This window comes from Stenotrophomonas sp. 85239_Sma (assembly GCF_056481725.1).
Genome location: NZ_CM151163.1, coordinates 1,635,769 through 1,660,433, shown reverse-complemented (window position 1 = coordinate 1,660,433; position 24,665 = coordinate 1,635,769). Strand labels below are relative to the sequence as shown.

The window sequence follows — 24,665 nt, the reverse complement described above, 5'->3', positions numbered from 1 at the left end:
CTTATGGACGACGACCCTTATCCCCCTGCGCCGCGCCGGACCCTGCTCCTGAGCGCCTGCCGCCATCGCAAGCACCCGCCCTCCCTGCCACCAACCGGGGACGACGCCCGTGTTTGAAATGATCCTGATTGTCTTCGCGCTTGTTCTGCTGAACGGCTTTTTTGCCATGTCCGAGATGTCGGTCATGACCTCGCGCAAGAGCCGCCTGAAGCAGATGGCCGCCACCTCCAAGCGCGCCGCCAAGGCACTGGAGCTGTCGGAGAAGCCGGAGAGCTTCCTGTCCACCGTGCAGATCGGCATCACCGTGATCGGCGTGCTGACCGGCTACCTCGGCGGAGAAGCGCTGGGCGAGGCCTTCGCCGGCTGGATCCAGGGCCTGATGCCCGGCTTTGCCTACGCCGGCAACATCGGTACCGCGCTGGCGGTCAGCCTGATCACCTTCATCACGCTGATCTTCGGCGAGCTGGTGCCCAAGCGCCTGGCGCTGACCCGCTCGGAAGCCATTGCCGGCCTGGTCGCGATGCCGATGAGCTGGCTGGCCAAGCTGGCCCTGCCCTTCGTCTGGCTGCTGTCCAGGACCACCCAGCTGGTGCTGCGCCTGTTCGGCCTGGGCAAGGATGAAGTGGCCTCGGTGACTGAAGAAGAGATCCGCATGCTGGTGGCCGAGAGCCACGAGGCCGGCGTGATCGACGCCCACGAGCGCGACATGATGAACCGCGTCATGCGCCTGGGCGACCGCACCGCCGACAGCCTGATGACCCCGCGCAACCGCATCGCCTGGCTCGATACCCAGGCCGGGCTTGAGCGCAACCTGGAAATCATGGCCGAGCACGAGTTCTCGCGGTACCCGGTATACCGCGACAACGACATGGACGTGGTCGGCGTGCTTGAACTGAAATCGCTGGCCACGCGCATGGCGCGCGGTGACAACGCGCTGTTCCAGACCCTGCGCGAACCGCTGTACGTCTCTGAATCGACCCACGCGATGAAGCTGCTGGAGATCTTCCGCGAGGAACAGCAGTCGATGGCGCTGGTGGTGGACGAGTACGGCGAGATCCAGGGCCTGGTGACCATCAGCGACCTGATGGGCGCCGTGGTCGGCCGCCTGCAGGCGGTGGAGAACGCCGACGAGGATGCGCTGGTAGTGACCCGCGAAGACGGCTCACTGCTGGTGGACGGTTCGCTGCCGATCGAGGACCTGCGCGAGCTGATCGGCAGCAACGACCTGCCTGATGCCGAGGACGGCGACTACTACACGCTGGCCGGCATGTGCATCCACTACTTCGGCCGCATCCCGCACGCGGGCGAGTATTTCGACTGGGCCGGCTGGCGCTTCGAGGTGGTCGACCTGGACGGTGCGCGGGTGGACAAGCTGCTGTTGCGTACGTTGTCCGACGAGCACGCCGATGAGCTCACCGCCTGAGGCCGGCCAGGGTCCGGGCGCGGAGCGCCCGGCCTACCGTAACGAGGGCATCAGGACCCTGCTGGAGATGTTCGCCTCCGGCGACCCGGCCGAGCACATGCCGCTCGGCCAGATCCTGTGCAACCTGCAGCAGGGCGCGTTCGGCGTGTTCCTGTTCGTGGCGATCCTGCCCTCGTTCATTCCTATTCCGGGCATGGGTGGCGCGGTCAGCGGCCCGCTGGTGATGCTGATCGGCCTGCAGATGCTGTGCTGCCTTCGCCGGCCCTGGCTGCCTGGCTTCATTGCCCGACGCGGACCGAAGCGCAGCACCATGCACCGTTTCCTGGACCGCATCGATCGCCCGCTGCGGCGCCTGGACAAGATGCTGAAGCCGCGCCTGCCGCAGCTGCTGACACCGCTGCCGGCGCATGCCTTCACCGGCCTGCTGCTGGTGCTGCTGGGCGCGCTGCTGTCGCTGCCGATTCCGTTCACCAATTTCCTGTTCGGTTTCCAGCTGCTGCTGTTCTCGCTGGCGCTGCTGGAACGCGACGGTGCGCTGATGCTGTTCAACTGGATCGCGGCGTTGGCGGCGATCGCGTTCTTCGGCTTCAGTTCGGGGCAGCTGGTGGGCTACACGGTGGAGCTGTTCCAGCGCTGGTTCTGAGCACCGGAACTCATCGGGGTTACCCCATCCACGCATGGCGTGGATCTACCGGGATGCAGTAGATCCACGCCACGCGTGGATGGAACGATCAGCGCAGGTCGATGAAGCCATTGTCAGCCAACGGCGCGGGCTCGTCCTGCACTGCCGACAGCACGAAACTCAGCGCCGTCCCCAGCAGCGTGCCCGGGCCATCCCAGTACTCGGCCGAGTCGGCGCGCACCTGGATCAGGCGCAGGTTCGGGTCGTCCTTGCCGCCCGGGAAGAACAACTTCATCGCCGGCGACCACAGCTCCTCGATCTTCGCGCGGTCGTCGACGATGCACGCACGCCCTGCCACTGACACATAGGTGTTTTTCGAAGGCGAGGCATAGGCCACGTTGACGTAGGGATCCAGCGCGATCTCGGCGACCTTGGGGCTGTCGGCAGTGATGACGAACCACAGATCACCATCGAAGGTGACCTGCTGGGTAGCCAGCGGCCGGCTGTAGAGTCGTCCATCGACGCCGGTCGTGGTGAACATCGCCACCTCCACGTCCTTGATCAGCTCGGCCAGCTGGGCGATGTGTTCGGCGCGGGTATCAGCCATGTGGGGGCTCCATCGGTGTGAGCCCCCATCAGACGCGGTTTGGCCGCAATGGGCCGTGACGCAATTGTTCAGCCCGCGTGGCGGGCATGCCAGGCGTGCATGGCCAGTTCAAACGAACGCAGTCGCGCGCGGTGGTCATACAGGTTGGCGGTGAGCATCAGCTCGTCGGGCTGGTGCCGCTCGACAAAGGCGGCGATACCGTCGGCCACCTGCTGAGGATCACCCAGCACGGTGCAGGCCAATGCCCGCTCCACACCCAGCTTTTCATGCGGTTCCCAGAAAGTATCGATATCGTCGATCGGTGCCGGGATCTTGCCCGGTCGACCACGGCGCAGGTTCACGAAACTCTGCTGCTGGCTGGTGAACAGGCGGCGCGACTCCGCTTCGCTGTCGCTGGCAACGACGTTCAGCGCCAGCATCGCGTGGGGCTGCTTCAGCGTGGCCGAGGGGCGGAACTCGCGGCGATAGACCGCCAGCGCTTCGTCCATCACGTCGGGCGCGAAGTGCGAGGCGAACGCATACGGCAGGCCCATCGAGGCGGCCATGCGCGCGCCGAACAGGCTCGAACCGAGGATCCAGGTCGGCACCCGCAGGCCGCCACCGGGAACGGCCTGCACCGCCTGCCCGGGCTGCACCGGCTCGAAGTAGTGCAGCAGCTCGCGCACGTCCTGGGGGAACTGGTCGGCGCTGTCGAAGTAGCGGCGCAGGGCACGCGCGGTCGGCTGGTCGGTGCCCGGGGCACGGCCCAGGCCGAGGTCGATGCGATCCGGATACAGCGAGGCCAGCGTGCCGAACTGCTCGGCCACCTGCAGCGGCGCATGGTTGGGCAGCATGATGCCGCCTGCGCCGACGCGGATGCGCGTGGTGCCGCCCGCCACATGGCCGATCAGCACGGCGGTGGCCGCGCTGGCGATGCCGGGCATGTTGTGGTGTTCGGCCAGCCAGTACCGGCGGTAGCCCAGCGCATCGGCGTGCTGCGCCAGTTCCAGCATGTTGGCGAACGCGGCGGTGGTGTCACTGCCCTCGCAGACCGGGGCCAGGTCAAGGATCGACAACGGGATCATCAGCGGTTTTCCGTTACAGGATCCCCCATGCATGGGGTCGTCCAGGCGCGGCGGCCAGTGACGGTGGCGGGATGCTGATTCCCGCGGGACGGGTTCAGGGCTGGCCGCGCTTGATTCGATACTTCCGCCAGGCATGGCCCGGCGCGACCGCGTCAGAACGCGCTGGGGCGCGGCTCCGGCAGCGGCTGGTCGACCATCGGCTTCAGTTCGGCATCCAGCGCGACGCGCTCGTCGAACACGAAGCAACGACCCTCGTAGCCCTCGCCCCCCACTTCCTCGAAGTAGCCGAGGATGCCGCCGTCGAGCTGCAGCACGTTGTCCATGCCATCGTTGACCATCCACAACGCTGCTTTTTCGCAGCGGATGCCCCCGGTGCAGAAACTGACCACAGTGCTGCCCTTCAGCGCGTCGCGGTGTGGCGCCAGCGCCTCGGGCAGGTCGGTGAACTTGTGGATGGGCAATACCAGCGCATCCTTGAAGGTGCCGTACTCCACTTCCTGCAGGTTGCGGGTATCGAGCATCACCACCGGCTTGCCGGCGTCGTCATGTCCCTGCCGCAACCAACGCTGCACGGTGGCCGGATCGACCGCCGGTGCACGCGGATAGTCCAGCGGCTGGCCGTCATCGCGACGGAAGCTGATGATCTCGTCCTTCACCTTGGCCTTCAGCCGCGCGAAGGGATGATGCTCGCTCAGGCTGGTCTTGACCCGCATATCAGCAAAACGCGCATCGGCATGCAACGCGGCGTAGAAGCCCTCGACCGCCTCCGGCGCACCGGCCAGGAACAGGTTCAGCCCCTCGCCGGCCACCAGGATCGTGCCGCGCAGCTCCGCCGCCTCGGCGCGCGCCAGCAACTGGTCGCACAGGGCCTGGGGGGCGTCGATGACGGCGAAATGGTAGGCAGCGGTATTGGCGATCATCCCGCTATTTTAGCGCCAGACCACCCCAGGAGCAGACTTGCCCGTTCATCCACGCATGGCGTGGATCTACAGAGCTCATGAACCTGTCAGAGGCGTGGCGGTATGGGCAGGCGGGGGCGCAGAGCGCCATGGGCCCGGGGCATGCGCCGGGCGGGTTGGGCAGGACGCCCAACCCCGGTCTTGCCGTATGCGCAGGACAGCGCACACGAGCAAGGCGCTCTACGAGGCACGCAGGAGCAGTTTTTGCCGTCCCCCGCCTGCCCACACCGCCACGCCATCCCACGGAAACCAGCTTTTGCCGTTGTCGTTGCCTCTGCGGGTGCCGGGTGCAACCCGGCCAGAAGCCACCTACCCCCGCAACAGCATGAACGGCAGCAGCACCAGCGCCGCCGCAACTGCCATTCCCAGCAGTACCAGCACCACGAACACCGGCCGCCGCCGGAACAGGCTGCCGAACGTCTCCGCCGTGCCGTCGCGCAGCGCCTGCTCGCGCTCGGCCCGCACGCGTATGCCGCGCGCCGCCTGGTACTCGGCCATCAGCGCCTTCGCACGCGGATGATCAGCATCCTCGCGCAGCCACAGGCCGCCATTGGAAATGCCCCAGGGGCTGGGTTCGGTGCGATACCAGGCGATGCCGTGCTGGTCGAGCAGCGTGCAGACATCGGCATATTCGTCGTCGCCGACATTGCGCAGATTGAGCAGGAGTTTTGCCATGTACCCATGATACCCGGCGCCGATGCGCTACCCTTGCCGCCCTCGCCCTGCGCCCTACCGGAGACGCCCGATGCGCCGCCTGCTGCTCCCCCTGCTGCTGTCCCTCGCCGCCGTTGGCTGCTCGAGCGAGCCCGCCGGCCCGCCGCCGGGCGGTACGCTGACCACCTTCGAACGCATCGATACCCTTCCCGGCACCGGCGCCGAGGCCGTCCCCGGCAGCAAGGTCACCGTGCACTACACCGGCTGGATCTACGACAACCGCACCGAGACCAAGCATGGCAAGACCTTCGACAGTTCGGTCGGCCGTGGCGAACCGTTCACCTTCGCGCTCGGCGCCGGCCAGGTCATCCGCGGCTGGGATGAAGGCGTGGCCGGCATGAAGGTCGGCGGCAAGCGCACGCTGATGATCCCGCCGGACTACGGCTACGGCGACCGCCGGGCCGGCACGATTCCGGCCGGCTCGTCGCTGGTGTTCGATGTCGAGCTGCTCGATGTCAAACCGTAATACCGCAACGCCCCATCGGGTCGCCGTCATCGGCGGTGGCCCGGCCGGCCTGTTCGCCGCCGAGCGCCTGCGCGCCGCGGGGCTGGACGTGGACCTGTACGAGGCCAAGGGTTCACCCGGCCGCAAGTTCCTGATCGCCGGCAAGGGTGGCCTCAACCTTACCCATTCCGACCCGCGCCCGTTGTTCGACAGCCGCTACCGCGAGCAGGCCGAAGCCGTTGGCCACTGGCTGGATGGCTTCGACGCGCAGGCGCTGCGTGACTGGGCCGCCGGCTTCGGCGTGGAAACCTACGTCGGCAGTTCCGGCCGCGTGTTCCCGGTCGACCGCAAGGCCGCCCCGCTGCTGCGCGGCTGGGTGCGCCGCCTGAAAGAACAGGGTGTGCGCCTGCACGCCAACCACCGCTGGATCGGCTGGGGCGACGACGGCGCGCTGCGCTTCGCCGCCGAAGCGGGCGAGATCGGAGTCCACGCCGATGCCACCGTGTTGGCGATGGGTGGCGGCAGCTGGCCGCAGCTGGGCAGCGACGGCGCCTGGATCGCCCCCTTGCAGGCACGAGGCGTGGACATCGCACCGCTGCAGTCGGCCAACTGCGGCTTCGACATCGACTGGACGCCGTTCTTCGCCCAACGCAATGCAGGCGCGCCGTTGAAGCCGGTGGTCGCACACTGGCTCGACCTGGCTGGACAACCGCAGTCGCTGCAAGGCGAATGCGTGGCAAGCGAGTACGGCATCGAAGGCAGCCTGATCTACGCGTTGGCCGCAGACCTGCGCGAGGCCATCAACCGTGATGGCCACGCCATGCTGTGGCTGGACCTGGTGCCGGGACGCGATGAAGCACGCCTGCTGGCCGATCTGTCGCGCCCGCGCAAGGGTCGCAGCTTCGGCGAACACCTGCGCCGCCAGGCCGGCCTGGATGCGGTAAAGGCCGCGCTGGTGTTCGAGATTCTCGGCAGGGAAGCCGGCCACGACCTGCCTGCGGTGGCCGCCACGCTCAAGCGCCTGCCACTGCGCCTGCAACGGCCACGGCCGATGGCCGAGGTGATCAGCACCGCCGGCGGCGTGCGCCTGGATGCAGTGGATGACCGCCTGATGCTGCGGGCAGTGCCTGGCGTGTTCTGTGCCGGCGAGATGCTGGACTGGGAGGCACCCACGGGTGGCTACCTGCTGACGGCGTGCTACGCCAGCGGCCTGCGTGCTGCCGAGGGCGTGATCGGGTGGTTGGCGGAGCAGTGACGCCTGCGTTATAGAGTCGAGCCTTGCTCGACTCTCCAGAAGCAGCCGAGCAGGCTCGGCGCTACAAATGCCGGATGCTCACCACGGCCTGCGCATGCTCACCGAGGCCAATGCCACACCGCTGGGATGCGCATAGGCTTCCTCGCGCACACTGACAAAGCCTTGCCGTTGATAGAACGGCACGGCATTGAGCGAGGCCGACAGCACCACCTCACGCTCGCGATCGGCCATCGCCAGCAATCGCTGCATCAGCGCCTGGCCGATCCCCTTGCCGCCACGATCCGGATCGACGAACAGCGCATCGACTTCATTGGCGTTGGCATCGAACACGCCGAAACCGAGCAGGCGTCCCTGATCGTCCTCGGCCACCACGCAACCGCCCTGCCCCAGCAGCCGTGCGTACTGCGACGGTGGCGGCGAGGCCGACCACGGTGCGATGACCTCCGCCGGATAGTGGCTGCTGCAGGTCTCGCGCACGCAGCGCGTGCGCAGGGCCCACAGTGTGGCCACGTCGTTGATGGTGCCGGTCCTGAACTGCATGAATTCCCCCTCTACAACAACGGTTATCGCGACTTGCTGGCGCGCAGCGACTGGATCTTCGGCGGCGGCTGGAACGAATCGCTGCGTGCATCGGCCCAGAACGCGTGGAACACCGCATGGTCCGGCACCTTGTGCAGCAGCTCGCCCGGTTCCAGGTAGCGGTATAGCGACGCCAGCGAACGGATTTCCACCGGCGAGACGCGGCGCAGGATGTGCTCCGGCCCCAGCTCGGCCGGATCGTTCAGGCCGGCGGCACACAGCAGTTCCTTCAAGGCATGCAGCGTGTGCTCATGGTAGCTGTACACGCGGGTGGCCTTGTCCGGTGCATCCAGGTGCTTCCAGCGCGCCGGATCCTGGGTGGCGATGCCGGTTGGGCATTTGTCGGTGTGGCAGCTCAACGACTGGATGCAGCCCAGCGCGAACATGAAGCCACGGCCGGCATTGCACCAGTCGGCACCGAGCGCGATGGTGCGCGCGATATCAAATGCGCTGGTGATCTTGCCGGCGGCTCCGATGCGGATGCGCTCGCGAAGATCCAGGCCAACCAGGGTGTTGTGCACCAGCAGCAGCGCTTCGTGCATCGGCACGCCGACATGATCGACGAATTCGGCCGGCGCTGCGCCGGTGCCGCCCTCGGCACCGTCGACCACGATGAAGTCCGGCAGCAGGCCGGTTTCATGCATCGCCTTGGCAATGCCGAACCACTCCCACGGGTGGCCGATGGCCAGCTTGAAACCGACCGGCTTGCCACCGGACAACTCGCGCAGCCGGGCCACGAACTGCAGCAGTTCGACCGGCGTCGAGAATGCCGAATGACGCGACGGCGATACGCAGTCCACGCCCATCGGCACGCCACGGGTCACTGAAATTTCCGCGGTCACCTTCGGCGCCGGCAGCACGCCGCCGTGGCCGGGCTTGGCGCCCTGCGACAACTTGATCTCGATCATCTTGACCTGGTCATGGGTGGCGTTGGCGACGAAGCGCTCTTCACTGAAACCGCCCTTCTCGTCACGGCAACCGAAGTAGCCCGATCCGATCTCCCAGACCAGATCGCCCCCCATCTCACGGTGGTACGGCGAAATCGAACCTTCGCCGGTATCGTGATAGAAGCCGCCGCGTCGCGCGCCCTCGTTCAGGGCGCGGATCGCATTGGCCGACAGTGAACCGAAGCTCATCGCCGATATATTGAACACACTGGCCGAATAGGGCTTGGCGCAGTTGGCGCCAACCAATACGCGGAAATCATGCTTGGCGATGGCGGTCGGCGCCAGCGAGTGATTGATCCACTCGTAATCGACAGCATAGGTGCTGCGCAGGGTGCCGAACGGCACCGTGTCCATCTCGTTCTTGGCGCGCTGGTAGATCAGCGCACGCTGCTGGCGCGAGAATGGCACGTCCTCCAGGTCGCTCTGCACGAAGTACTGGCGGATCTCCGGGCCGATCGATTCCAGGCCGTAGCGGAAGTGCGCCATCACCGGATAGTTCCGGCGCAGCGTGCTGCGCTTCTGCAGCAGATCCCAGGTCCCCAGCGCCACCATCGCGGCAGTCAGGCCGACGCCCCAATACCAGGCCGGCCAGATCGTGGCCAACCACAGGCAGATGGGGAACATCAGGATGGCGAGCAGGTAGACGATATACCGGTGCATGGCGTTCCTTGGTTGCAACTGCCTGCGAGTCTAACGCGCTGCCCGCCGCCCGGGTTTACAGGCGATCGTCAACCACGTTGCGTGGCCAGGTTGATTTCACGTCGTAGACCAGGCCACCCGGCGCCAGCAGCGACCGGATGCCGGCCTCGTCCATCGCCTTGAAGCGGGCATGGGCCACCGCCAGCACCACTGCGTCATAGGCACCTGCGACGGGTTCGGCCAGCCAATGCACGCCCTCATCGGCCAATGCCGCCGGGCCGACCCAGGGATCACTGACCTCGACCTGTGCACCGGCATCGTGCAGGCGCTGCGCCAGTTCCAGCGCACGGCTGTTGCGCAGGTCCGGGCAATCTTCCTTGAAGGTCACACCGAGTACCAGGATGCGCGACTGCGCAGGTGCGCGACCGCGTTCGGCGAGCATCGCCAGCACCCGCGACGCCACATGCTCACCAACGCGGTTGTTGACCTGCCGCGCGGTGTGGATCAGGTCCGGGTGGTAGCCCACGCTCTCGGACTTGTGCAGCAGGTAGTACGGGTCCACGCCGATGCAGTGGCCACCGACCAGGCCCGGCCGGAAGGGCAGGAAATTCCACTTGCTGCCAGCCGCATCCAGCACATCCTGGGTATCGATGCCGAGGCGGTCGAAGATCAGCGCCAACTCATTGACGAGCGCGATGTTGACGTCACGCTGGATGTTCTCGACCACCTTGGCCGCTTCGGCCACTCGCATCGACGGCGCCGGGAAGGTACCGGCGGCAATGATGCGCTGGTACAGACCATCGATCACCGCCGCCACTTCCGCAGTCGACCCCGAGGTGATCTTGCGGATGTCGGCCAGGCGCCGCTGGCGGTCGCCGGGACTGACCCGCTCCGGGCTGTAGCCACAGTAGAAATCTTCGTTGAAGCACAGGCCCGAGCCTTCTTCCAGCAACGGTACGCAGACCTCTTCGGTGGTCCCGGGGTACACCGTGGATTCGTAGATCACCAGGTCACCCGCGCGCAGGTGGCTGGCGATCAGCCGCGTGGCCGAACGCAACGGCTCCAGGTCGGGCTGCTCGTAGGCATCAATCGGGGTGGGCACGGTGACGATGTAGACGTTGCACGCATCGAGCAGGGCCGGATCGCTGCCATACCGCAGCTGCAGTGCACTGGCCAGCTCGTCGGCCTCCACTTCCAGCGTGTGGTCCCGGCCATCACGCAGCTCGGCGATGCGATCGGCATCGATGTCAAAGCCCAGCGTCGGCCAGTGCCTGCCGAAGGCCACCGCCAGCGGCAGGCCGACGTAGCCCAGCCCGATCACCGCGAAGCGAGGGGTCTCCGCTGCAGCAAGGGATGCGCTCACCGGCACGTCCTGCGCAACGGATGAAATTGCATGCGTGCTGCCTTGGCTTCGGCCAACCTACTCATTTGCTGCACCACTCCGGGCAAATCCACACCAGAAAGGCTACAGCCTAACGGCCCGGGTGCCCGGCCGCCAAGGTGGGGTCAGGAGCCCAGCGCGACCGCGGCCGGTTCCAGTTCACCATCAGCGCCGGTCCAGGCCTGCAGCAGGCGCTCGAAACCACCACTGCCAAGCAGGAAGCCCGGCCACGCCGCGTCGACGATCTGTGCCAGCAGGTCCGCATCGATGCGCCGGGTTCCCATCGACCAACGCGGAAACGCCCGCTGCGCCACTGGCGCGTGGCACAGCACTCTCAGCTGGCCATGGCTGCGCGCGTTGACGATGCGCTGATACACCGAATCGACGCCATCCTCCGGACCTTCCAGATACTGCAGGAAACGGCTGCCATCGAACATCAGCACACCGGTGACACCCGCTACACGGTTGAAAGCCGTGGCATCGGCCAGCAGGCGGTCAAGATCGGTTGTCTGCAGATCGGCGCGGGCCTCACTGGCATAGGCAATCGCGTGCAGCGACATCAGGTGGCTCCCCCCCTGGGAACGATGGCATGGACTATGACATGAACAGGGACGACAGTTAAGCACGCCGCTCTCCTGGCGCAAACCAGCCTCTGTTCTGAAGGTGGGCTACAATCGGCGCCGCGCTGCAGGCCCGGATGGCGAAACTGGTAGACGCATCGGACTTAAAATCCGCCGGGGGCAACCCCATGCCGGTTCGATTCCGGCTCCGGGCACCATCGCATGTTTTGGGGCGCCAACGTGTTCGCCACGATTCGGCGCGAATCAGACACTTGGGGTGATCTGGATTTTCGCGATCACGACGATTTGCCCGGACTTGCCCGGCCAGTCTTCCCAAGAACTCCCCATATGCTGCGGCCACGGCCAGCATCCAACGATCAGGGAACAAGTGGCGCGTACAGGTGTACGCAGCCGGCGTTCACGACTCCACCACCAAGCATGCGCAGCAGAACGCTGCGAAGTGGACTCGTGAGCGCGAAGCTGAGCGGCGTGATCGAAAACCGCCAGATTGGTCGCTACGCAAAGCGATGTGCCGCCAGGTCAACGGGAGGCGTCCAAGCGAATGGGCGAGCGGTGGGCGTCGGTCCGCATCGCAGCCTGGGAACGATCACTGCACCGTTTGGACAGGCGAATTGCGACAGTCAACAATTCAGACCTCATCGCTTGGCGAGAAGGCTGAAGCAGGTCAAGGTCGGAACGGTCGCACGCGAAATGCCTGACAGCTTGCTCCACTCAACCGAATCGGAAGACAAGTTCCGCCTCGTCGTCCAATCGACGGCCCGTAGCCGAAAACCCGAGCCGCTCGTAGAAGGGAAGCGCATTGCCGGCTTCTCGATCCATCGTTGTCAGGGAGACACCCTGCAATCCCACAAGCCTGGCGTAACCCAAGGCGAACTCGATCGCCTGAACGCCAACGTTGGCGCCCCGGGAACTCTTGTCGACCATCACCCTCCACACGTACAGGCAATTCTCCTGATAGTGATCATGGTCCTCGTCATCCTCATCCACCAGGCGAGGATCGATGAAGGAGATAACTCCAACGGGTCGACCTTCCTTGAAGATGCCGAACGTCAGGGATTCCGCAACGAATGCCGCTTGCGCAAGCCACTCGGGGTTCGAGCAGATCAAGTGCTGCTCGGATTCTCGAACCGCAAGTTCGGACAACTCATCAACGTTGCTTCGATTGAGTGGGATGAACTGCATTGATTGCTTCATACCGTCCATCTACGCTTTAAGGATTCAGCCCCAATCTTATCTGTTTCCGCGCATGAGCCGGCCTGGGGGCCCGGGTGAATGACACAGGCGGCCACAGCAATCAGGCGCAAACGCGACCCCATATCCCGCGAACGCTCCACCGCCAGCGGTGGCGTGGCGGCCCGGCATCGGGAGCGCGGCTTCGGCAAGAAATGCTGAAGCGTCAGATCGCACGCGAGTAACGCGGCTGCTCGTGGGCGGCGCGCAGGTACGGATCGAAGCACATCGCCAGCAGCCGCAGCAGCGGCCGCCCAGGCTCGCTGGCGCGCACTACACCATCGCGGTATTCGGCCAGCCCATCTTCCTGCAGCTGCTGCACCGAGTGCAGGTCTTCGGCGAAGTACTGCTCGAAATCAATGCCATGGCGCTGGCCCAGCACGGTGCCATCCACCTCGCCCTGGCACATCAGCTGCTGGATCAGTTCCGCACGCAGCTGGTCGTCGGCGCTCAGTGCTACGCCGCGCCAGACGGGCAGCTGGCCCTGGTCCACCGCGTCTTCCCACGATGGCAGGTCGCGCGGATTCTGGCTGTAGGTGGCACCGATGTGGCTGATCGCACTCACGCCCAGGCCGAGCAGATCGGTATCGGCATGGGTGGTGTAGCCCATGAAGTTGCGATGCAGCTGCCCCGCACGCTGCGCACGCGACAGGTCCTCTTCCGGCAACGCGAAATGATCCATGCCGATGTACTGGTAACCTGCGGCAGAGAGCCGCTCCACCGCCAGCCCCAGCAGCGCCAGCTTTTCTTCCGGTGAGGGCAGCCGGCTTTCGTCGATCTGCTTCTGCGCGCGGAACAGGTGCGGAAGGTGCGCGTAGCCGTAGACCGCCAGGCGATCCGGGCGCAGCGCCAGCACCCGTTCGAGGGTGCGGCCGAAGCCTTCCAGGCTCTGCCCAGGCAACCCATAGATCAGGTCGACGTTGACCGAACGCATGCCGCTGTCGCGGCACGCGCGCAGGATATCCAGCGTCTGCTGCACGCCCTGTATGCGGTTGATCGATTCCTGCACCTGCGGATCGAAATCCTGCACGCCCAGGCTGGCCCGGTTGAAGCCCAGCCGCGCCAGCATGGCGACGTCGCGGGTATCGATGAAGCGCGGGTCGAGTTCGATCGAGAAGTCGCGCTGTGGCGAATCGCTGAAATCGAAGCGCCGGCGCAGCCCCTCCACCAGCGTGGTCATCGCCTCGGCATCGAGGAAATTTGGCGTGCCGCCGCCCAGATGCAGCTGGATGACTTCGCGGCCATCCTCGAACTGCGGCGCCAGCAGGTCGGCCTCGGCCAGCACGCGCGAGACGTAGCTGTGGCCACGGCCACGATCACGGGTGATGACCCGGTTGCAGCCGCAATAGAAGCAGGGACTGGAACAGAACGGCACGTGCACGTAAAGCGACAGCGCCCGGGCCAGCTGGTTGCTGTCAGCGATCGCCTGGCGCAGTGCCGGCGCGTCGAAGCCATCATGGAAATGTGGCGCGGTCGGATACGAGGTGTAGCGCGGCCCCGGCCGGTCATGCCGGCGCAGCAGGTCGGGGTCGAAGTTCCAGGCCAGGCCACCGGCGGCGGGAGAGAACGTGTCCATGCCGCCAGCATCGCGCCGGGCGGCCGTGACCGCCTTGACCCAGATCAATCCCGGGTGGGGATTCCCAGCACCGGCAGGCCGACCTGCGGCCAGCGCAGCATCTGGTAGCGCTTCCAGAACGTGTCACCGATGCGCGCAGCCACGTCGTTGGCCAGCTCCTGCATGGGCGGGTTGCCGCACTCGGCGGTGGTGATCCGGAACAGCACCAGCCAACGGTCGAACAGGTCCTTGTCCAGTTCGATGGCCATGTGCTTGGACATGGGCGAACCCTTGAAGCGGCGGGTGCCGCGCAGCATCGCCGACCAGAAGTCGACCAGCTGCGCCAGGTGCTCCGTCCAGTCGTGGACGTGCGCCTCGAACACCGGCCCCAACCGCTCTTCTTCGCGCACGCGCGCGTAGAAGTCGTGGACCAGGCGGGTCACTTCCTGCTCGGTGCACAACTCGGGCGAGGCGACGGGAAGAGCAGGCGGAGGTGTTGCGTTCATCGGGGTACCCAAAGCGTGCCGGCAGTGTGTCCCAGCCGGGCCGCACCGCCGTTGATCCAGATCAATGTCGGCGCGGTCCGCTGCACCTAGGCTGGCACGCTTGCAGGAAGCATGCCCTGCGGATGCTGCGCCGGCCTCGGCGGAGTATACGCGCCGCCCTCATTCCGATCCGGGACAGCATGAACAGACCCTCTCCCAGCCGCCGCCAGCAGCTGATCCAGCACTGGGGCGCCATCCTCTGGCCCAGCTTCATTGCCGCGGGCCTGGCCAGCGTGGTGTTCTTCGCCTTCGTCGACCCGCTGCGGCTGCAGGCGATCAGTTTCCCGGGCACACCGATCAGTCGTGAGCTGGGCTACACGGCAGGCTTTTTCATGTTCTGGTCGGTGACAGCACTGTCCAGCGCGGTCACCTGGTACCTGCAGCGCCCGATACCCGGTGACGACGACGAGCTGCCGCTGGGATGAGCATGCCCCGCACTGGAATTCCACGCTCCTGGCGTTGGCGCGGCGCGCTGAACGTGCTCCTGCTGGCGCTGCTCTATGCGTTGCCATGGCTGCGCTGGAACGGGCAGCAGGCCCTGCTGCTGGACATCAACGCACGACGCTTCGACCTGTTCGGCTGGACACTGTGGCCCGGCGACGTCGGTGTACTGATCGGCCTGCTGGCGGTGCTGGCCGTCGGCCTTGCGTTGCTCACGCACCTCGCCGGCCGCGTCTGGTGCGGCCACGCCTGCCCGCAGACGCTGTGGCGGCGCGCCTTCGACTGGATCGCGCACGGCATGGCCCGGCTCTTGCCAGTGCCAGCTGTGCGCCCTGCCACTCAAGTGGCCTGGGGGTTGCTGTCGCTGTGGACCGGCATCACCTTCGTCGGCCTGTTCAGCCCGATCAGAGAACTGGTGGACGCAGCGCCGAACGCCGGCTGGAGTGGCTGGGAAACATTCTGGGTAGTGTTCTATGCCATAACGACCTGGGCCAATGCCGGCTTGCTGCGCGAACAGGTGTGCCGTTCGCTGTGCCCGTTCGCACGCATGCAGCCGCTGCTGACCGATCCGCACACGCCCCGCATGTTGTACGACGCGCGCCGCGGCGAACCGCGCGGCATGCGCCCGTCGGGCCTGGGTGGCGTGCTCGGCCGCGGCCGCGGCCTGCTCGACCCGACCACCGCGCAGGACTACGTATTCCGTGCGGCGCATCCGCTGCTGGCCGGACAGATGCCCACTTTCAGCGCTGATCGCCTGGGCGACTGCACCGATTGCGCAGCGTGTGTCAGCGCCTGCCCGATGCAGCTGGACATCCGCCAGGGACCGCACGCCGATTGCCTGGCCTGCGGTGCCTGTCTGGATGCCTGCTCCCGGCAGCAGCACCAGGCCGGTTTCGGCTCGGGGCTGGTGCGCTACTGCAGCCCGCAGGCCATGGCCGGCCAACCGCGGCAATGGTGGCGACCGCGGACCCTGGCACTGCTTTCGATACTGCTGGCGCTGTTGGCCTGTGGCGCCTGGCGCCTGCTTTGAATCAACGGATCAGCGCGGCCCGTTGGCGTGCGGCGGTACAAGCTGCGCACGTCGGACAATGCCAAGCTGCTCGATGATCAGCGCCATTTCATTGGTGACGTCGGTACGCTCGGTCCCCTGCGGGACCAGGCGGTCCAGCACCTGCTGGTAGGTGTCCCAGAACGCCGGACCGCATCCGTGTTTGTGATAACTGGCTTCCAGTTCGCGGCGTACCCGTTCAGCCAAGCCATGCATGCCGTATTCCATACGACCTCCGTTGGACTTGTTCTGCATCGTTGACGGTCTACCGACTCACTTGCGAGCTACTGAAAGACTCCCGGGCTTCACGCCCGGTTGATGCCAATTAGTCACAGATTTCACGACAGGTCAATTACATGCAGCGACTTTCGTGATCGAAATTATTAATCGTTCACGAAACCACATACGGGATGACAGGGTCGCCGGATGGGGCGGACCCGACACACTACCCGATCCCCCACCCCCCTGTTCCAGTAGGCACTACCGATGGCCAAGCCCCGTTCCATCGAAGTTTCCTATATTGCTAAGCATACTTAGCAAACCACGCTTAGAGTGCTATATGCGACAAAATGCGGCGCAGTTCAGACCTCTTGGGCCTCTGCGGCCTCAGTCGCCGGGAACAGATGGGGGTAGCGCTGATGCAGGATGTATTGGCGAAGCGCAGGAATCGGGAAGTCCTTGGGCCATTGCGACACAGCAGATCGGCTTATGCCAAAGAAGCGCGCCAGTTCGGCATCGGTCCGGAAACCCAGCCGGATGCGCACCTGCCCCTTGCTCCAGAATTCGGTCACGGTCGGTCCTTCTGTTAACCAGACTTATTCTTGGAACAAGGGAACTTTGCGATCCACGCGTTAAGCTGGCTTGCATAGATGAATACTCTCGGCCAACGACTCGCCATTGCCATGAAGAAAGCCGGGCACCCTCGCCCGGCCGATCTGGCCCGCGCCGCCGATTCGACGACGGCAACCATCAGCAACTGGCTCAACGACCATGTCAGCCCCGCCCATGTAAAGGCCGAACAGCTGTTCCGCATCGCCGATGCGGCCAAGCTGGACGCGCGCGAACTGTTGTATGGCGTGAGCGGGCTTGGCGTCGGTGAGCGGGGCAATACCTATATCCCCAGCCAGGCCCACCTGGACGTCTGGCAGGACGCCTACGAACTGGTCAGCCATCTGGTGGAAGAGAAGGGTCTGGAGATCGACCATCGCCGCCACGCGGCATTGGACCTGCTGGCCTTCGAACTGCTGATGGACGGCTTCAGCCGCAGCAAGGTCATCCGGGTACTGACGACCTCGATGACGTGAATGCACTGCCGCTGGTAGCATGGTCGTCGATGGGGATGGGGCTCCCCCGATAACCGCCTGAAAGGGCTGATGGCTCCTGCCAGGACGAACCGGTGTTCGTCGAGGGCAGGCCGTGCCCGCCCTCGGCGTTCGCCATCGAATCAGCGAACCCCTACCCGAGGCACGTGATGCACGCATTGAACAACTATTTGCTGGTCTTCATCGGCGGCGGACTCGGTGCCTGCCTGCGCCACGCCTGCAACCTGATCGGTGCGCGCGTAGCGGTCGGCAGTCCGTGGCCCTGGTCGACCTTCCTGATCAACATCAGCGGTGCACTGCTGATGGGCGTGCTGGTCGAAGCCTTCGCCCTGCGCAATGGCGCCTCGCCGCAGTTGCGCCTGCTGCTGGCCACCGGCGTTCTCGGCGGATACACCACGTTCTCCACCTATGCGCTGGAAATCGGCCTGCTGCTGCAGCGCGGCCAGCATGGCCTGGCAGCGCTGTACGCCGGCGGCTCGGTGGCTTTGGGCCTGGTCGGCCTGTTCGGCGGCATGAAAATGGCGCAGCTGGTGCTGGGCTGAGGCTCAGGCCACGCCCGCGCGGACCTGTCCGCGCCACTCCCGCGGCGACTGCCCGGTATGCGCCTTGAACGCACGCGACAGCGCCGCTTCGCTGCCGTACCCCACGTCGTCGGCAATCCGCTTGAGCAGCCTGCCCTGCCGCAACGCCTGCTGTGCCAGGCCCACCCGCCAGCCCTGCAGATACTGGCCCGGCGTGGTACCCATCGCCTCACGGAAGCTGGCGGCGAACACACTGCGCGACATGCCGGCGACGTCGGCCAGGTCTTCCAGCGTCCACGCCCGCGCCGGCGCTTCATGCATCGCCACCAACGCCAGTCGCAGCCGCGGATGACCGAGACCGGCGAACAGGCCGCCACGCATCTGGCCGCCTTCCATCAGCTGGCGCAGCACCTGGATCATCACCACCTCGAACAGCCGGTTGACCATCGCCGCCCGCCCGCAGCGCTGCTCGAAGGCTTCTTCGAACAGCAGTTCCAGCGCCGCGTTGCCGCCATACAGATCGGCCAGCGGCAGGCAGATGAAATCAGGCAGCGCGGCGCTGATCGGATTGAGCCGGCCGCCCTCGAAATGCAGGTTGGCGCAGGCCATGTCGGCGCCCTGCTGCGGGTCGGTGCTGAAGCGGTGCGGCATCGGCCGTGGGTAAAGCAGCAGGCTGGGCACCTCGACCTGCACAGTCTGCTGGCCATGACTGACCTGCAGCGGGCCCCGCCGCACCAGATGCAGCTGGCCGGCCTCATCCTCCCCCTGCAGGGTGTTGATACCGCATAGCGCGCCGGCATGGAACACCGAGGCGGTGACCGCGAAGCGTTCGAGCAGGATGGCGAGACGGTCGACCACGGAGGGACTCCAGATCAAGCGAATAGGGTTCAATGCGTCACATCGTATCGGAATCGCCATCACAATGATCGACTGAACGTCGCCGTTCGCAGGCGCTCACCCCTCCTGTGCATGACGGATCACCACGAAACCCTCCTCCGGCGCAGGTGCCACGAAATGGCGGGTGATCTGCTCGAAGGCGTCATCGCTGGCCTGGAACGGGTGCTCACCGCGTGCGTTGCGGGCACGCAACCGCGCCTTGCAGATGGCGTCGGGAACATCGAGAAAATGCAGCTGATGGGCAACGCCGGCCGACTCGAACAGTCCGCGGCCCCAGGCACGGGCGGCGGGCGTGTTGAACGGAACGTCGAGCACGACGGAGACACCAGCCTGCAGGATCGCGCGGACATGCGGCGTCAGCGCAGCGCGCAGTGCTGACGCGCGCCGCAGGTAGTCGGCGACGGAATGGATCTGATCGGGATACAGCGCCGCCAGCCAGGTGTCTTCGCTGATCAGCACGTGGCACGGCTGCGCTACCAACTGCTGCGACAGGGTGGATTTGCCGGCGCCGATCTTGCCGCACACCAGGTGCAGGGTCGGGGCATTGCCGGTTGATGAAAGAGGGTGCATCTGCGTTCTCCTCGGTGGATTCCAGTACCCGGGAGAGCGCTGCATGCAACCCGCCTTCCCGGGCGGGTTGCATGGCCGTGGCGACCGCGCGCTATCCCGCCTTCCCGTGGGGAACGCGGATAATCGACGCGGCAGTGTGCTGGGCCATGCCGCCAGCGTAGAGCGCGGCACGGCCGACCGGCAATCCCCTGCGGCAGTGCAGCGCGCGCAATAATTCGCAGGCATCTATGCTCGGCGCCATTCCCGCATGGATGACCACGATGCGCCCCTTGCTTCGATGCGCCCTCGTCCTCGGCCTGCTGCTGCCTGCCGCATCGTTGTTGGCTGCGCCAGCCACTGCACCCCGCATGCTCAGTGGTGAGCTGCAGGGAACGCCCTGGCGCCTGGACGTACCGGCTGACTGGAATGGCGACCTGGTGATGCTGGCGCACGGCTACGAGCCGGTGGGTGTGCCACGCACTACGCCGATGGCCGCCAATGACAGCACCGCAGCACTGCTGGCCGCAGGCTACGCCGTCGCGCAGAGCGCGTATGCCAGCCAGGGCTGGGCGGTGGCCGATGCGATCACCGACATGGAACGCCTGCGCCAGCACGCGCTGGGCGAGCTCAAGCGCGTGCGCCAGACCTGGCTGCTCGGATTCTCGATGGGCGGCGCAGTGACCTTGGCCAGCCTCGAGCGCTACCCGCAGCACTACGCCGGTGGCGTCTCGCTGTGCGGTGCCAACCTCAGTGGCGAACAGATCGCCGCCGACCTGCTGACCACGCTGGTCGCCTTCGATTTCTTCTTCCCCAACGCGGCAGGCCTGCCCGCCGCCGGACTTGCCTCGCGTGAAGCAGCCGCGTTGCCGCAGGGAGCCCTCTATCAAGGCATCGCCAGCGCGCTGCAGCAGAATCGCCAGCATGCCGAGGTGCTGGCCAGGCAGCTGCAGGTTGCTCCGGATGCACTGGCCGGTACGATCAGCCTGCATGCACTGGTCCTGCACGAGCTGGCCGCACGCAGTGGCGGCATGCCGGTGAGTAACAGGGGCGTGGTCTACCGGGGTTTCGGTGACGACACGGCGTTCAATGCCGGCGTGCAGCGTGTCGACGCGGTGCCCGCTGCACAGGCCGATGTCCGCGCCAGGCTGGCACTGAGCGGCGCGTTGAAACGACCGCTGGTGATCCAGTTCAACAACAACGACCCCACCATCGTGCCGCACATGCAGACGGTGTATCCGCAGCTGGCGGCGCATGCCGGCGCACGGCCGTTGCCGCGGGTGCTGCCTGCGGCAGGCAAAGGACATTGCGGCTTCTCTGAAGCAGACGTGGTCGAAGCGTTGAAGGCTGCACAGCAGTGAAAACAACGGGTGTCGCGGTGCATCAAGGCCGCAATGAAAGGACTGCTATGGTAGCCCCGCCCATTGACGGGCAAACAAAGGACTGACGTGATGATCAAGACGACCTTGAGGACCGTGATGCTCCTTGGCATGGCCGTGACTGGCCTGGCCTTCGCCGCAGATTCCTGCGACTTCTGCACGCTGAAGCTTGAACAGTGCCTGCGCGCAACCCATGGGCCATTGGGCAAGACCTCGCAGCAGTGCGAGGCCGAGTACCGCCTGTGCCGCGAAACGGATTGCCCGTCTCCCTGACCGGCGTCCCCGGCCGGCTCCTGCGGGAGCCGGCTCAGCGACGGCCGGCGTGCCCGGATTCCACCTCAAGCAGGCGCGCCGGCAACTGTTCCAGCAATGCGTCCACCGCCACCCGTGTCTTCAGCGGCAGGTGGGGAACACGCGGCCACACCGCATGGATCGGATAAATGGCACTGGAGGCAGCCGGGAAAACCTCCTGCAATCGGCCCAGCTGCAAGGCATCGCGCACCAGCCAGTACGGGAGCCAGGCCACGCCCAGCCCCGCTGCGGCCGCATCGGCCACGCCCTGCAGATCGTCCATCAGCACGCGCGCATCCGGCTTCAACACCTGCGGCTCGCCATCCACCCGCATCTTCCATTCCATCACCTGGCCGCGCCGGCTGTAAGCCACCGCCTCCAGCCCACGCAGTGCGTCGACGGTGTGCGGCAGCTCGCGCCCAGCCATGAACGCCGGCGAGGCGCAGATCGCCATGCGGTGTTCGCCCAGCGGCCGCGCCACGAGATCGCTGCTGTCCGGCAACGCGCCGATGCGGATCGCAAGGTCGATCCCCTCCTCACGCACGTCCACGGCGCGATCGCTGAACTGCAGATCCAGCGCCAGCGCCGGATGCTGCCGGGCCAGCTCCAGCAGGATCGGTGCAATGCACAGGTGGCCGAACAACACCGGCAGGGACACGCGCAGGCGACCGGCAACCTGGGTGCGCCCGCCCTCGAGCGCAGCCTCGCCTGCACGGATTTCCTCCAGCGCGCGCAGGCAATGCTGGTAGTAGAGCGCCCCCGCCTCGGTCAACTGCTGGCTGCGGGTGGTGCGCTGGAACAGCTGCGTGCCCAGCCGTGCTTCCAGCCGCGCAATGCTCTTGGCCACCGCCGAACGGGTGACCTGCAGCGCGTTGGCCGCCTGCGCGAAGTTGCCGGCCTGCACCGTGGCCACGAACACGTCGATTCCGTTCAGATCGGACAGGGCCACAATGTATCCACTCAGGAACCAATGGAAAGACAAAATAGCGCCACTGGCGAAGATTTTAAAGTCTAGAGTGGGCACCCTTCCCGTCCACGCAGATCGCCTTCCGGCCATGAACAAGGTGCTTGTCCTCCATTCCAGCCTCAACGGCACCGCTTCGCGCAGCGCCGGCCTGATCAATCGTTTCCTTGCCGAGCGTGCAGCGCAGGGTTTCGATGACGCCGTCACCGTGCGCGACCTCGCCGCACTGGACCTGCCGGTGCTGGATGAGGAGATCTTCCACGCACTGCGCGGCGCAGAGAACCCGGGGCCGCGTGCGCGACAGGCCATCGCGCTGTCCGATGCGCTGATCGGCGAACTGATGGACAGCGACCTGCTGCTGATCGCCGCACCGATGTACAACCTCAACGTACCGACGCCGCTGAAAAACTGGTTCGACCTGGTCGCCCGCGCGCGCGTGACCTTCCGCTACACCGAGACCTGGCCGCAAGGCCTGGTCAAGGGCGTGGAAGCGGTGGTGTTCAGCCCGCGCGGCGGCGTGCATGTCGGCCAGGGCACCGACACGGTGACGCCCTACCTGCAATCGGTGCTGGGCCTGATCGGCATCACCGAGGTTGATTTCGTCTACGCCGAAGGCATGGACATCCGCCCACATGGCATCGAGCAGGGCATGGCCCGCGCGCAGGCACAATTGACCGCATTGGCGCAGCGCATGCCATTGCCGAACGCTTAGGATGCAGGGGCCGGCAAGCACCCTGCCGCCTCTTTCCCCGCTGAAGCAACACCCGATGGCCTTCTTCGAACGACTGAGCGAAACCCGCTACCTGCCAACCGAGCATACCGGCGGCGCCTGGAACACCCGCGAGCAGCACATCGCGCCAGCGATCGGCCTGCTGGCCCATCACCTCGAACGTGACGCCGCGGCGCGCGGCCATGGCTTCCTGATCGCGCGCCTGTCCTACGACATCCTCGGCACCGTTCCGATCGACGCGATGGAAGCCGACGTACAGGTGCTGCGCGGCGGTCGCACCATCGAACTGGTGGAGGCCACACTGCGGCACGATGACCGTCCGGCGCTGCGCATGCGCGCCTGGTTGATGCGCCCGAACGATACCGGGGCGATCGCCGGCACGCCGATCGCCGGCATTGCTCCGCCAGAATCGATGCCGGTGTGGGACCCGGGCACGGTCTGGCCCGGGGGCTTCATCCAGAGCATCGAGATCCGTCGCCACGATCAGGGGCCGGGCCGCGCAACCTACTGGGCCCGCGCAACGCAGCCGCTGCTGGACGGTGAGGTGGTCAGCCCATTGGCGCGCGCCGCCACGCTGTTCGACCTGTCCAACGGCATGGCGGTACGCGCCGACCCGAAGGAGGTCGCCTTCCCGAACCTGGACCTCACCGCTCACCTGTTCGGCATGCCCGAGGGCGAGTGGCTGGGCTTCGACACATCGGTGTCGTTCGGCCGCCAGGGCATCGGACTGACCAGCACCGTGCTGCACGATGCGCATGGTCCAATCGGAACGCTCGGCCAGGCGCTGACGGTGCGCCCGTAGATGCAACAGGCGGCATCAGCCGCCCAGCGTGCCCATGGTGAAGGTGTAGCCGGAACTCATCAGGAACTCGCGCATGCGCATTTCCGCGCGGCGCGGTGAAGCCAGATTGGCTGGTGCATACAGCGCGTAGACCACGCCCGCGCCTTCGATGGCCTCGCGTCGCACGCCACAGTGGCGGGTCTCCGAGGCAATCACCCAGCCATCCTTCAACCGGTCCGGCCCGATCGATTGGCCGTTCATCAGCCGGAACGTCAACCAGCGTACTTCCGCAGCGGACTTGCTCATCGGCGGCATTCCGGCTGCGTGCTGTCGTCCATCATGTCCTTGCTCGCCATTGCAGCTCCCTGAGACGTGGAACCTGACCATAGCGCCTCCGCATGTCGCGGGTGAATGAGACTGGCCGGAGCGCTCAGGTCGCCAGGCCGAACCGCTTCCACAACGCTTCGCGCCCCGGCGGTGTCAGCCGCAGTTCGCGACGGCCTTCAACACGCCGCAGCCAATCGTTGTTCACGAAGCTTTCCAGCAACGCCTCGCCGACCAGCCCGGCCAGATGCGGGCGCCGCTCGGTGCAGTCCAGGCATCCCCGGCAATAGCGCGCGGGCCTGACCGTTGCCGGATGCTGCAGCACCTCGGCCAGCGGCTGGCCGAGCTCCCGCAGGAACGCCGCCCCTTCTACGCTCACCTGCCAATAGCCGTCGCGCGGCACAAGGTGCCCGGCTTGCAGCAGGCGATCGGTGATGGCTACCCCATGCACCCCGGCCAGGTGCCGGTAGCACGAGCGAGCCTCGCGCAGCGCCGGCAGCTTGCGTGACGCGGCCGCGGTGCATGACGGCGTGCGGTCGGCCACACGCAGGATGCCCTCCAGCATGTCCGCGACCTCGATCGACGCCAGCCGATGGTATCGATGGCGCCCCTGCGGAATGACCACCAGCAGATCGCCTTCGATCAGGCGCCGCAGGTGCGTGCTCGCCGTCTGCGGCGTCACCCCGGCCACCCGCGCCAGCTCCATCGCGGTGTAGGCGCGGCCGTCCATCAGCTGCAGCAACATGGCGGCGCGCGCCTGGTCACCGACCAGGGCACCGACACTGACAAGGGAACCGGGGGTGTGGACCATGCCGGCATTGTGGCATGCAGGGACCTGCCGACAGTTCGATGCAGACCGAAGCATTGCCTGCCCG

Annotated in this window: 30 protein-coding genes, 1 tRNA gene and 1 riboswitch; of the genes, 13 read left to right on the top strand and 18 right to left on the bottom strand. The window is 66.2% G+C overall.

The genetic code is table 11. From position 1 onward, the window contains the following. Window positions 1-118 precede the first annotated feature (118 nt). Together ACYKG1_RS07850 and ACYKG1_RS07845 are read left to right on the top strand one after the other, a co-directional pair. The gene (locus ACYKG1_RS07850) at window positions 119-1,423 is read left to right on the top strand and encodes a hemolysin family protein (protein WP_100471899.1); all 1,305 of its coding nucleotides are present in this window, start codon (window positions 119-121) and stop codon (window positions 1,421-1,423) included. Beyond that, on the top strand, window positions 1,407-2,066 hold the full coding sequence (locus ACYKG1_RS07845) for an exopolysaccharide biosynthesis protein (protein WP_262084424.1): 660 nt from the start codon (window positions 1,407-1,409) through the stop codon (window positions 2,064-2,066). Before ACYKG1_RS07850 ends, ACYKG1_RS07845 begins: the two co-directional genes overlap by 17 nt. An 88-nt stretch (window positions 2,067-2,154) precedes the next feature. On the opposite strand, the gene ACYKG1_RS07840 is transcribed toward ACYKG1_RS07845, so the two are convergent. The 4 genes from ACYKG1_RS07840 to ACYKG1_RS07825 all read right to left on the bottom strand — a co-directional run bounded on the left by ACYKG1_RS07840 (window position 2,155) and on the right by ACYKG1_RS07825 (window position 5,350). After that, entirely contained in the window at window positions 2,155-2,652 is a 498-nt protein-coding gene (locus ACYKG1_RS07840) for a pyridoxamine 5'-phosphate oxidase family protein (RefSeq protein ID WP_100471897.1), read from the bottom strand. 68 nt (window positions 2,653-2,720) lie between these two features. After that, window positions 2,721-3,716, bottom strand: a complete 996-nt coding sequence (locus ACYKG1_RS07835; protein WP_100471896.1) for an LLM class flavin-dependent oxidoreductase — start codon at window positions 3,714-3,716, stop codon at window positions 2,721-2,723. A 152-nt stretch (window positions 3,717-3,868) separates the two neighbouring features. Beyond that, window positions 3,869-4,636 carry a sulfurtransferase gene (locus ACYKG1_RS07830; RefSeq protein ID WP_478472307.1) on the bottom strand — a complete coding sequence of 256 codons (768 nt, stop codon included), beginning with the start codon at window positions 4,634-4,636 and terminating at the stop codon, window positions 3,869-3,871. A 348-nt stretch (window positions 4,637-4,984) separates the two neighbouring features. Beyond that, window positions 4,985-5,350: a DUF6164 family protein gene (locus tag ACYKG1_RS07825; RefSeq protein WP_100471894.1), complete on the bottom strand. Its 366-nt coding sequence runs from the start codon at window positions 5,348-5,350 to the stop codon at window positions 4,985-4,987. Between the two features lie 70 nt (window positions 5,351-5,420). Between ACYKG1_RS07825 and ACYKG1_RS07820 the strand changes: the two genes are divergently transcribed. Continuing rightward, entirely contained in the window at window positions 5,421-5,855 is a 435-nt protein-coding gene (locus ACYKG1_RS07820; protein WP_100471893.1) for an FKBP-type peptidyl-prolyl cis-trans isomerase, read from the top strand. Continuing rightward, entirely contained in the window at window positions 5,842-7,089 is a 1,248-nt protein-coding gene (locus ACYKG1_RS07815; RefSeq protein ID WP_478472306.1) for a TIGR03862 family flavoprotein, read from the top strand. The genes ACYKG1_RS07820 and ACYKG1_RS07815 overlap by 14 nt, the downstream gene beginning before the upstream one ends. A gap of 78 nt (window positions 7,090-7,167) precedes the next feature. Here the strand turns inward: ACYKG1_RS07815 and ACYKG1_RS07810 are convergent, their stop codons facing one another. The 4 genes from ACYKG1_RS07810 to ACYKG1_RS07795 all read right to left on the bottom strand — a co-directional run bounded on the left by ACYKG1_RS07810 (window position 7,168) and on the right by ACYKG1_RS07795 (window position 11,195). After that, window positions 7,168-7,629, bottom strand: coding sequence for a GNAT family N-acetyltransferase (locus ACYKG1_RS07810; protein WP_478472305.1), 462 nt, complete (start codon window positions 7,627-7,629; stop codon window positions 7,168-7,170). 23 nt (window positions 7,630-7,652) lie between these two features. Continuing rightward, window positions 7,653-9,275: an FMN-binding glutamate synthase family protein gene (locus ACYKG1_RS07805; protein WP_478472304.1), complete on the bottom strand. Its 1,623-nt coding sequence runs from the start codon at window positions 9,273-9,275 to the stop codon at window positions 7,653-7,655. A 55-nt stretch (window positions 9,276-9,330) separates the two neighbouring features. Continuing rightward, window positions 9,331-10,617 carry a nucleotide sugar dehydrogenase gene (locus ACYKG1_RS07800; protein WP_478472303.1) on the bottom strand — a complete coding sequence of 429 codons (1,287 nt, stop codon included), beginning with the start codon at window positions 10,615-10,617 and terminating at the stop codon, window positions 9,331-9,333. Window positions 10,618-10,760: 143 nt separating this feature from the next. Further along, window positions 10,761-11,195 (bottom strand): BLUF domain-containing protein, encoded by a 435-nt coding sequence (locus tag ACYKG1_RS07795; protein WP_100471889.1) that lies wholly within the window; start codon window positions 11,193-11,195, stop codon window positions 10,761-10,763. Window positions 11,196-11,326: 131 nt separating this feature from the next. Between ACYKG1_RS07795 and ACYKG1_RS07790 the strand changes: the two genes are divergently transcribed. After that, window positions 11,327-11,413 (top strand) — tRNA-Leu (locus ACYKG1_RS07790). 514 nt (window positions 11,414-11,927) lie between these two features. On the opposite strand, the gene ACYKG1_RS07785 is transcribed toward ACYKG1_RS07790, so the two are convergent. The 3 genes from ACYKG1_RS07785 to ACYKG1_RS07775 all read right to left on the bottom strand — a co-directional run bounded on the left by ACYKG1_RS07785 (window position 11,928) and on the right by ACYKG1_RS07775 (window position 14,507). Beyond that, window positions 11,928-12,398: a GNAT family N-acetyltransferase gene (locus tag ACYKG1_RS07785; protein WP_100471888.1), complete on the bottom strand. Its 471-nt coding sequence runs from the start codon at window positions 12,396-12,398 to the stop codon at window positions 11,928-11,930. A gap of 214 nt (window positions 12,399-12,612) precedes the next feature. Next, the gene (gene hemN / locus ACYKG1_RS07780; protein ID WP_262084428.1) at window positions 12,613-14,022 is read right to left on the bottom strand and encodes an oxygen-independent coproporphyrinogen III oxidase; all 1,410 of its coding nucleotides are present in this window, start codon (window positions 14,020-14,022) and stop codon (window positions 12,613-12,615) included. 44 nt (window positions 14,023-14,066) lie between these two features. Continuing rightward, a complete protein-coding gene (locus ACYKG1_RS07775) occupies window positions 14,067-14,507 on the bottom strand; it encodes a group III truncated hemoglobin (RefSeq protein WP_100471887.1) in 441 nt (146 codons plus the stop codon). Window positions 14,508-14,686: 179 nt separating this feature from the next. On the opposite strand from ACYKG1_RS07775, the gene ACYKG1_RS07770 reads away from it, so the two are divergent. Both ACYKG1_RS07770 and ACYKG1_RS07765 read left to right on the top strand, forming a co-directional pair. Further along, on the top strand, window positions 14,687-14,971 hold the full coding sequence (locus tag ACYKG1_RS07770; protein ID WP_100471886.1) for a hypothetical protein: 285 nt from the start codon (window positions 14,687-14,689) through the stop codon (window positions 14,969-14,971). A 2-nt stretch (window positions 14,972-14,973) separates the two neighbouring features. Next, the gene (locus ACYKG1_RS07765; protein WP_478472301.1) at window positions 14,974-16,017 is read left to right on the top strand and encodes a 4Fe-4S dicluster domain-containing protein; all 1,044 of its coding nucleotides are present in this window, start codon (window positions 14,974-14,976) and stop codon (window positions 16,015-16,017) included. A gap of 9 nt (window positions 16,018-16,026) precedes the next feature. Here ACYKG1_RS07765 and ACYKG1_RS07760 read toward each other — a convergent pair whose 3' ends face one another. Next, window positions 16,027-16,263: a hypothetical protein gene (locus tag ACYKG1_RS07760; protein WP_262084672.1), complete on the bottom strand. Its 237-nt coding sequence runs from the start codon at window positions 16,261-16,263 to the stop codon at window positions 16,027-16,029. A 353-nt stretch (window positions 16,264-16,616) separates the two neighbouring features. After that, entirely contained in the window at window positions 16,617-16,826 is a 210-nt protein-coding gene (locus ACYKG1_RS07755; RefSeq protein ID WP_478472299.1) for a helix-turn-helix domain-containing protein, read from the bottom strand. 111 nt (window positions 16,827-16,937) lie between these two features. Here ACYKG1_RS07755 and ACYKG1_RS07750 point away from each other — a divergent pair, with 111 nt between their 5' ends. Both ACYKG1_RS07750 and crcB read left to right on the top strand, forming a co-directional pair. Then, window positions 16,938-17,339 (top strand): helix-turn-helix domain-containing protein, encoded by a 402-nt coding sequence (locus ACYKG1_RS07750; RefSeq protein ID WP_005415999.1) that lies wholly within the window; start codon window positions 16,938-16,940, stop codon window positions 17,337-17,339. 22 nt (window positions 17,340-17,361) lie between these two features. Continuing rightward, window positions 17,362-17,425: riboswitch (Fluoride riboswitch) on the top strand. 81 nt (window positions 17,426-17,506) lie between these two features. Next, a complete protein-coding gene (gene crcB, locus ACYKG1_RS07745; RefSeq protein WP_478472298.1) occupies window positions 17,507-17,899 on the top strand; it encodes a fluoride efflux transporter CrcB in 393 nt (130 codons plus the stop codon). 3 nt (window positions 17,900-17,902) lie between these two features. Here the strand turns inward: crcB and ACYKG1_RS07740 are convergent, their stop codons facing one another. Together ACYKG1_RS07740 and ACYKG1_RS07735 are read right to left on the bottom strand one after the other, a co-directional pair. Beyond that, window positions 17,903-18,736, bottom strand: a complete 834-nt coding sequence (locus ACYKG1_RS07740) for an AraC family transcriptional regulator (RefSeq protein WP_262084433.1) — start codon at window positions 18,734-18,736, stop codon at window positions 17,903-17,905. 96 nt (window positions 18,737-18,832) lie between these two features. Continuing rightward, a complete protein-coding gene (locus ACYKG1_RS07735) occupies window positions 18,833-19,345 on the bottom strand; it encodes a P-loop nucleotide/nucleoside kinase family protein (protein ID WP_262084434.1) in 513 nt (170 codons plus the stop codon). A 260-nt stretch (window positions 19,346-19,605) separates the two neighbouring features. Between ACYKG1_RS07735 and ACYKG1_RS07730 the strand changes: the two genes are divergently transcribed. Both ACYKG1_RS07730 and ACYKG1_RS07725 read left to right on the top strand, forming a co-directional pair. After that, window positions 19,606-20,682, top strand: a complete 1,077-nt coding sequence (locus ACYKG1_RS07730; RefSeq protein ID WP_478472297.1) for an alpha/beta hydrolase — start codon at window positions 19,606-19,608, stop codon at window positions 20,680-20,682. A gap of 90 nt (window positions 20,683-20,772) precedes the next feature. Continuing rightward, window positions 20,773-20,973: a hypothetical protein gene (locus tag ACYKG1_RS07725; RefSeq protein WP_100471878.1), complete on the top strand. Its 201-nt coding sequence runs from the start codon at window positions 20,773-20,775 to the stop codon at window positions 20,971-20,973. Window positions 20,974-21,007: 34 nt separating this feature from the next. Here ACYKG1_RS07725 and ACYKG1_RS07720 read toward each other — a convergent pair whose 3' ends face one another. Beyond that, window positions 21,008-21,940, bottom strand: coding sequence for a LysR family transcriptional regulator (locus ACYKG1_RS07720; RefSeq protein WP_478472295.1), 933 nt, complete (start codon window positions 21,938-21,940; stop codon window positions 21,008-21,010). 106 nt (window positions 21,941-22,046) lie between these two features. On the opposite strand from ACYKG1_RS07720, the gene ACYKG1_RS07715 reads away from it, so the two are divergent. Continuing rightward, a complete protein-coding gene (locus ACYKG1_RS07715) occupies window positions 22,047-22,667 on the top strand; it encodes an FMN-dependent NADH-azoreductase (protein ID WP_262084437.1) in 621 nt (206 codons plus the stop codon). 55 nt (window positions 22,668-22,722) lie between these two features. Beyond that, window positions 22,723-23,487, top strand: coding sequence for a thioesterase family protein (locus ACYKG1_RS07710; RefSeq protein ID WP_478472293.1), 765 nt, complete (start codon window positions 22,723-22,725; stop codon window positions 23,485-23,487). 15 nt (window positions 23,488-23,502) lie between these two features. Here ACYKG1_RS07710 and ACYKG1_RS07705 read toward each other — a convergent pair whose 3' ends face one another. Beyond that, window positions 23,503-23,772, bottom strand: a complete 270-nt coding sequence (locus ACYKG1_RS07705; RefSeq protein ID WP_008267735.1) for a hypothetical protein — start codon at window positions 23,770-23,772, stop codon at window positions 23,503-23,505. Between the two features lie 124 nt (window positions 23,773-23,896). Next, complete coding sequence (locus ACYKG1_RS07700) at window positions 23,897-24,601, bottom strand: ArsR/SmtB family transcription factor (protein WP_478472292.1); 705 nt, start codon at window positions 24,599-24,601, stop codon at window positions 23,897-23,899. Between the last annotated feature and the right edge of the window lie 64 nt (window positions 24,602-24,665).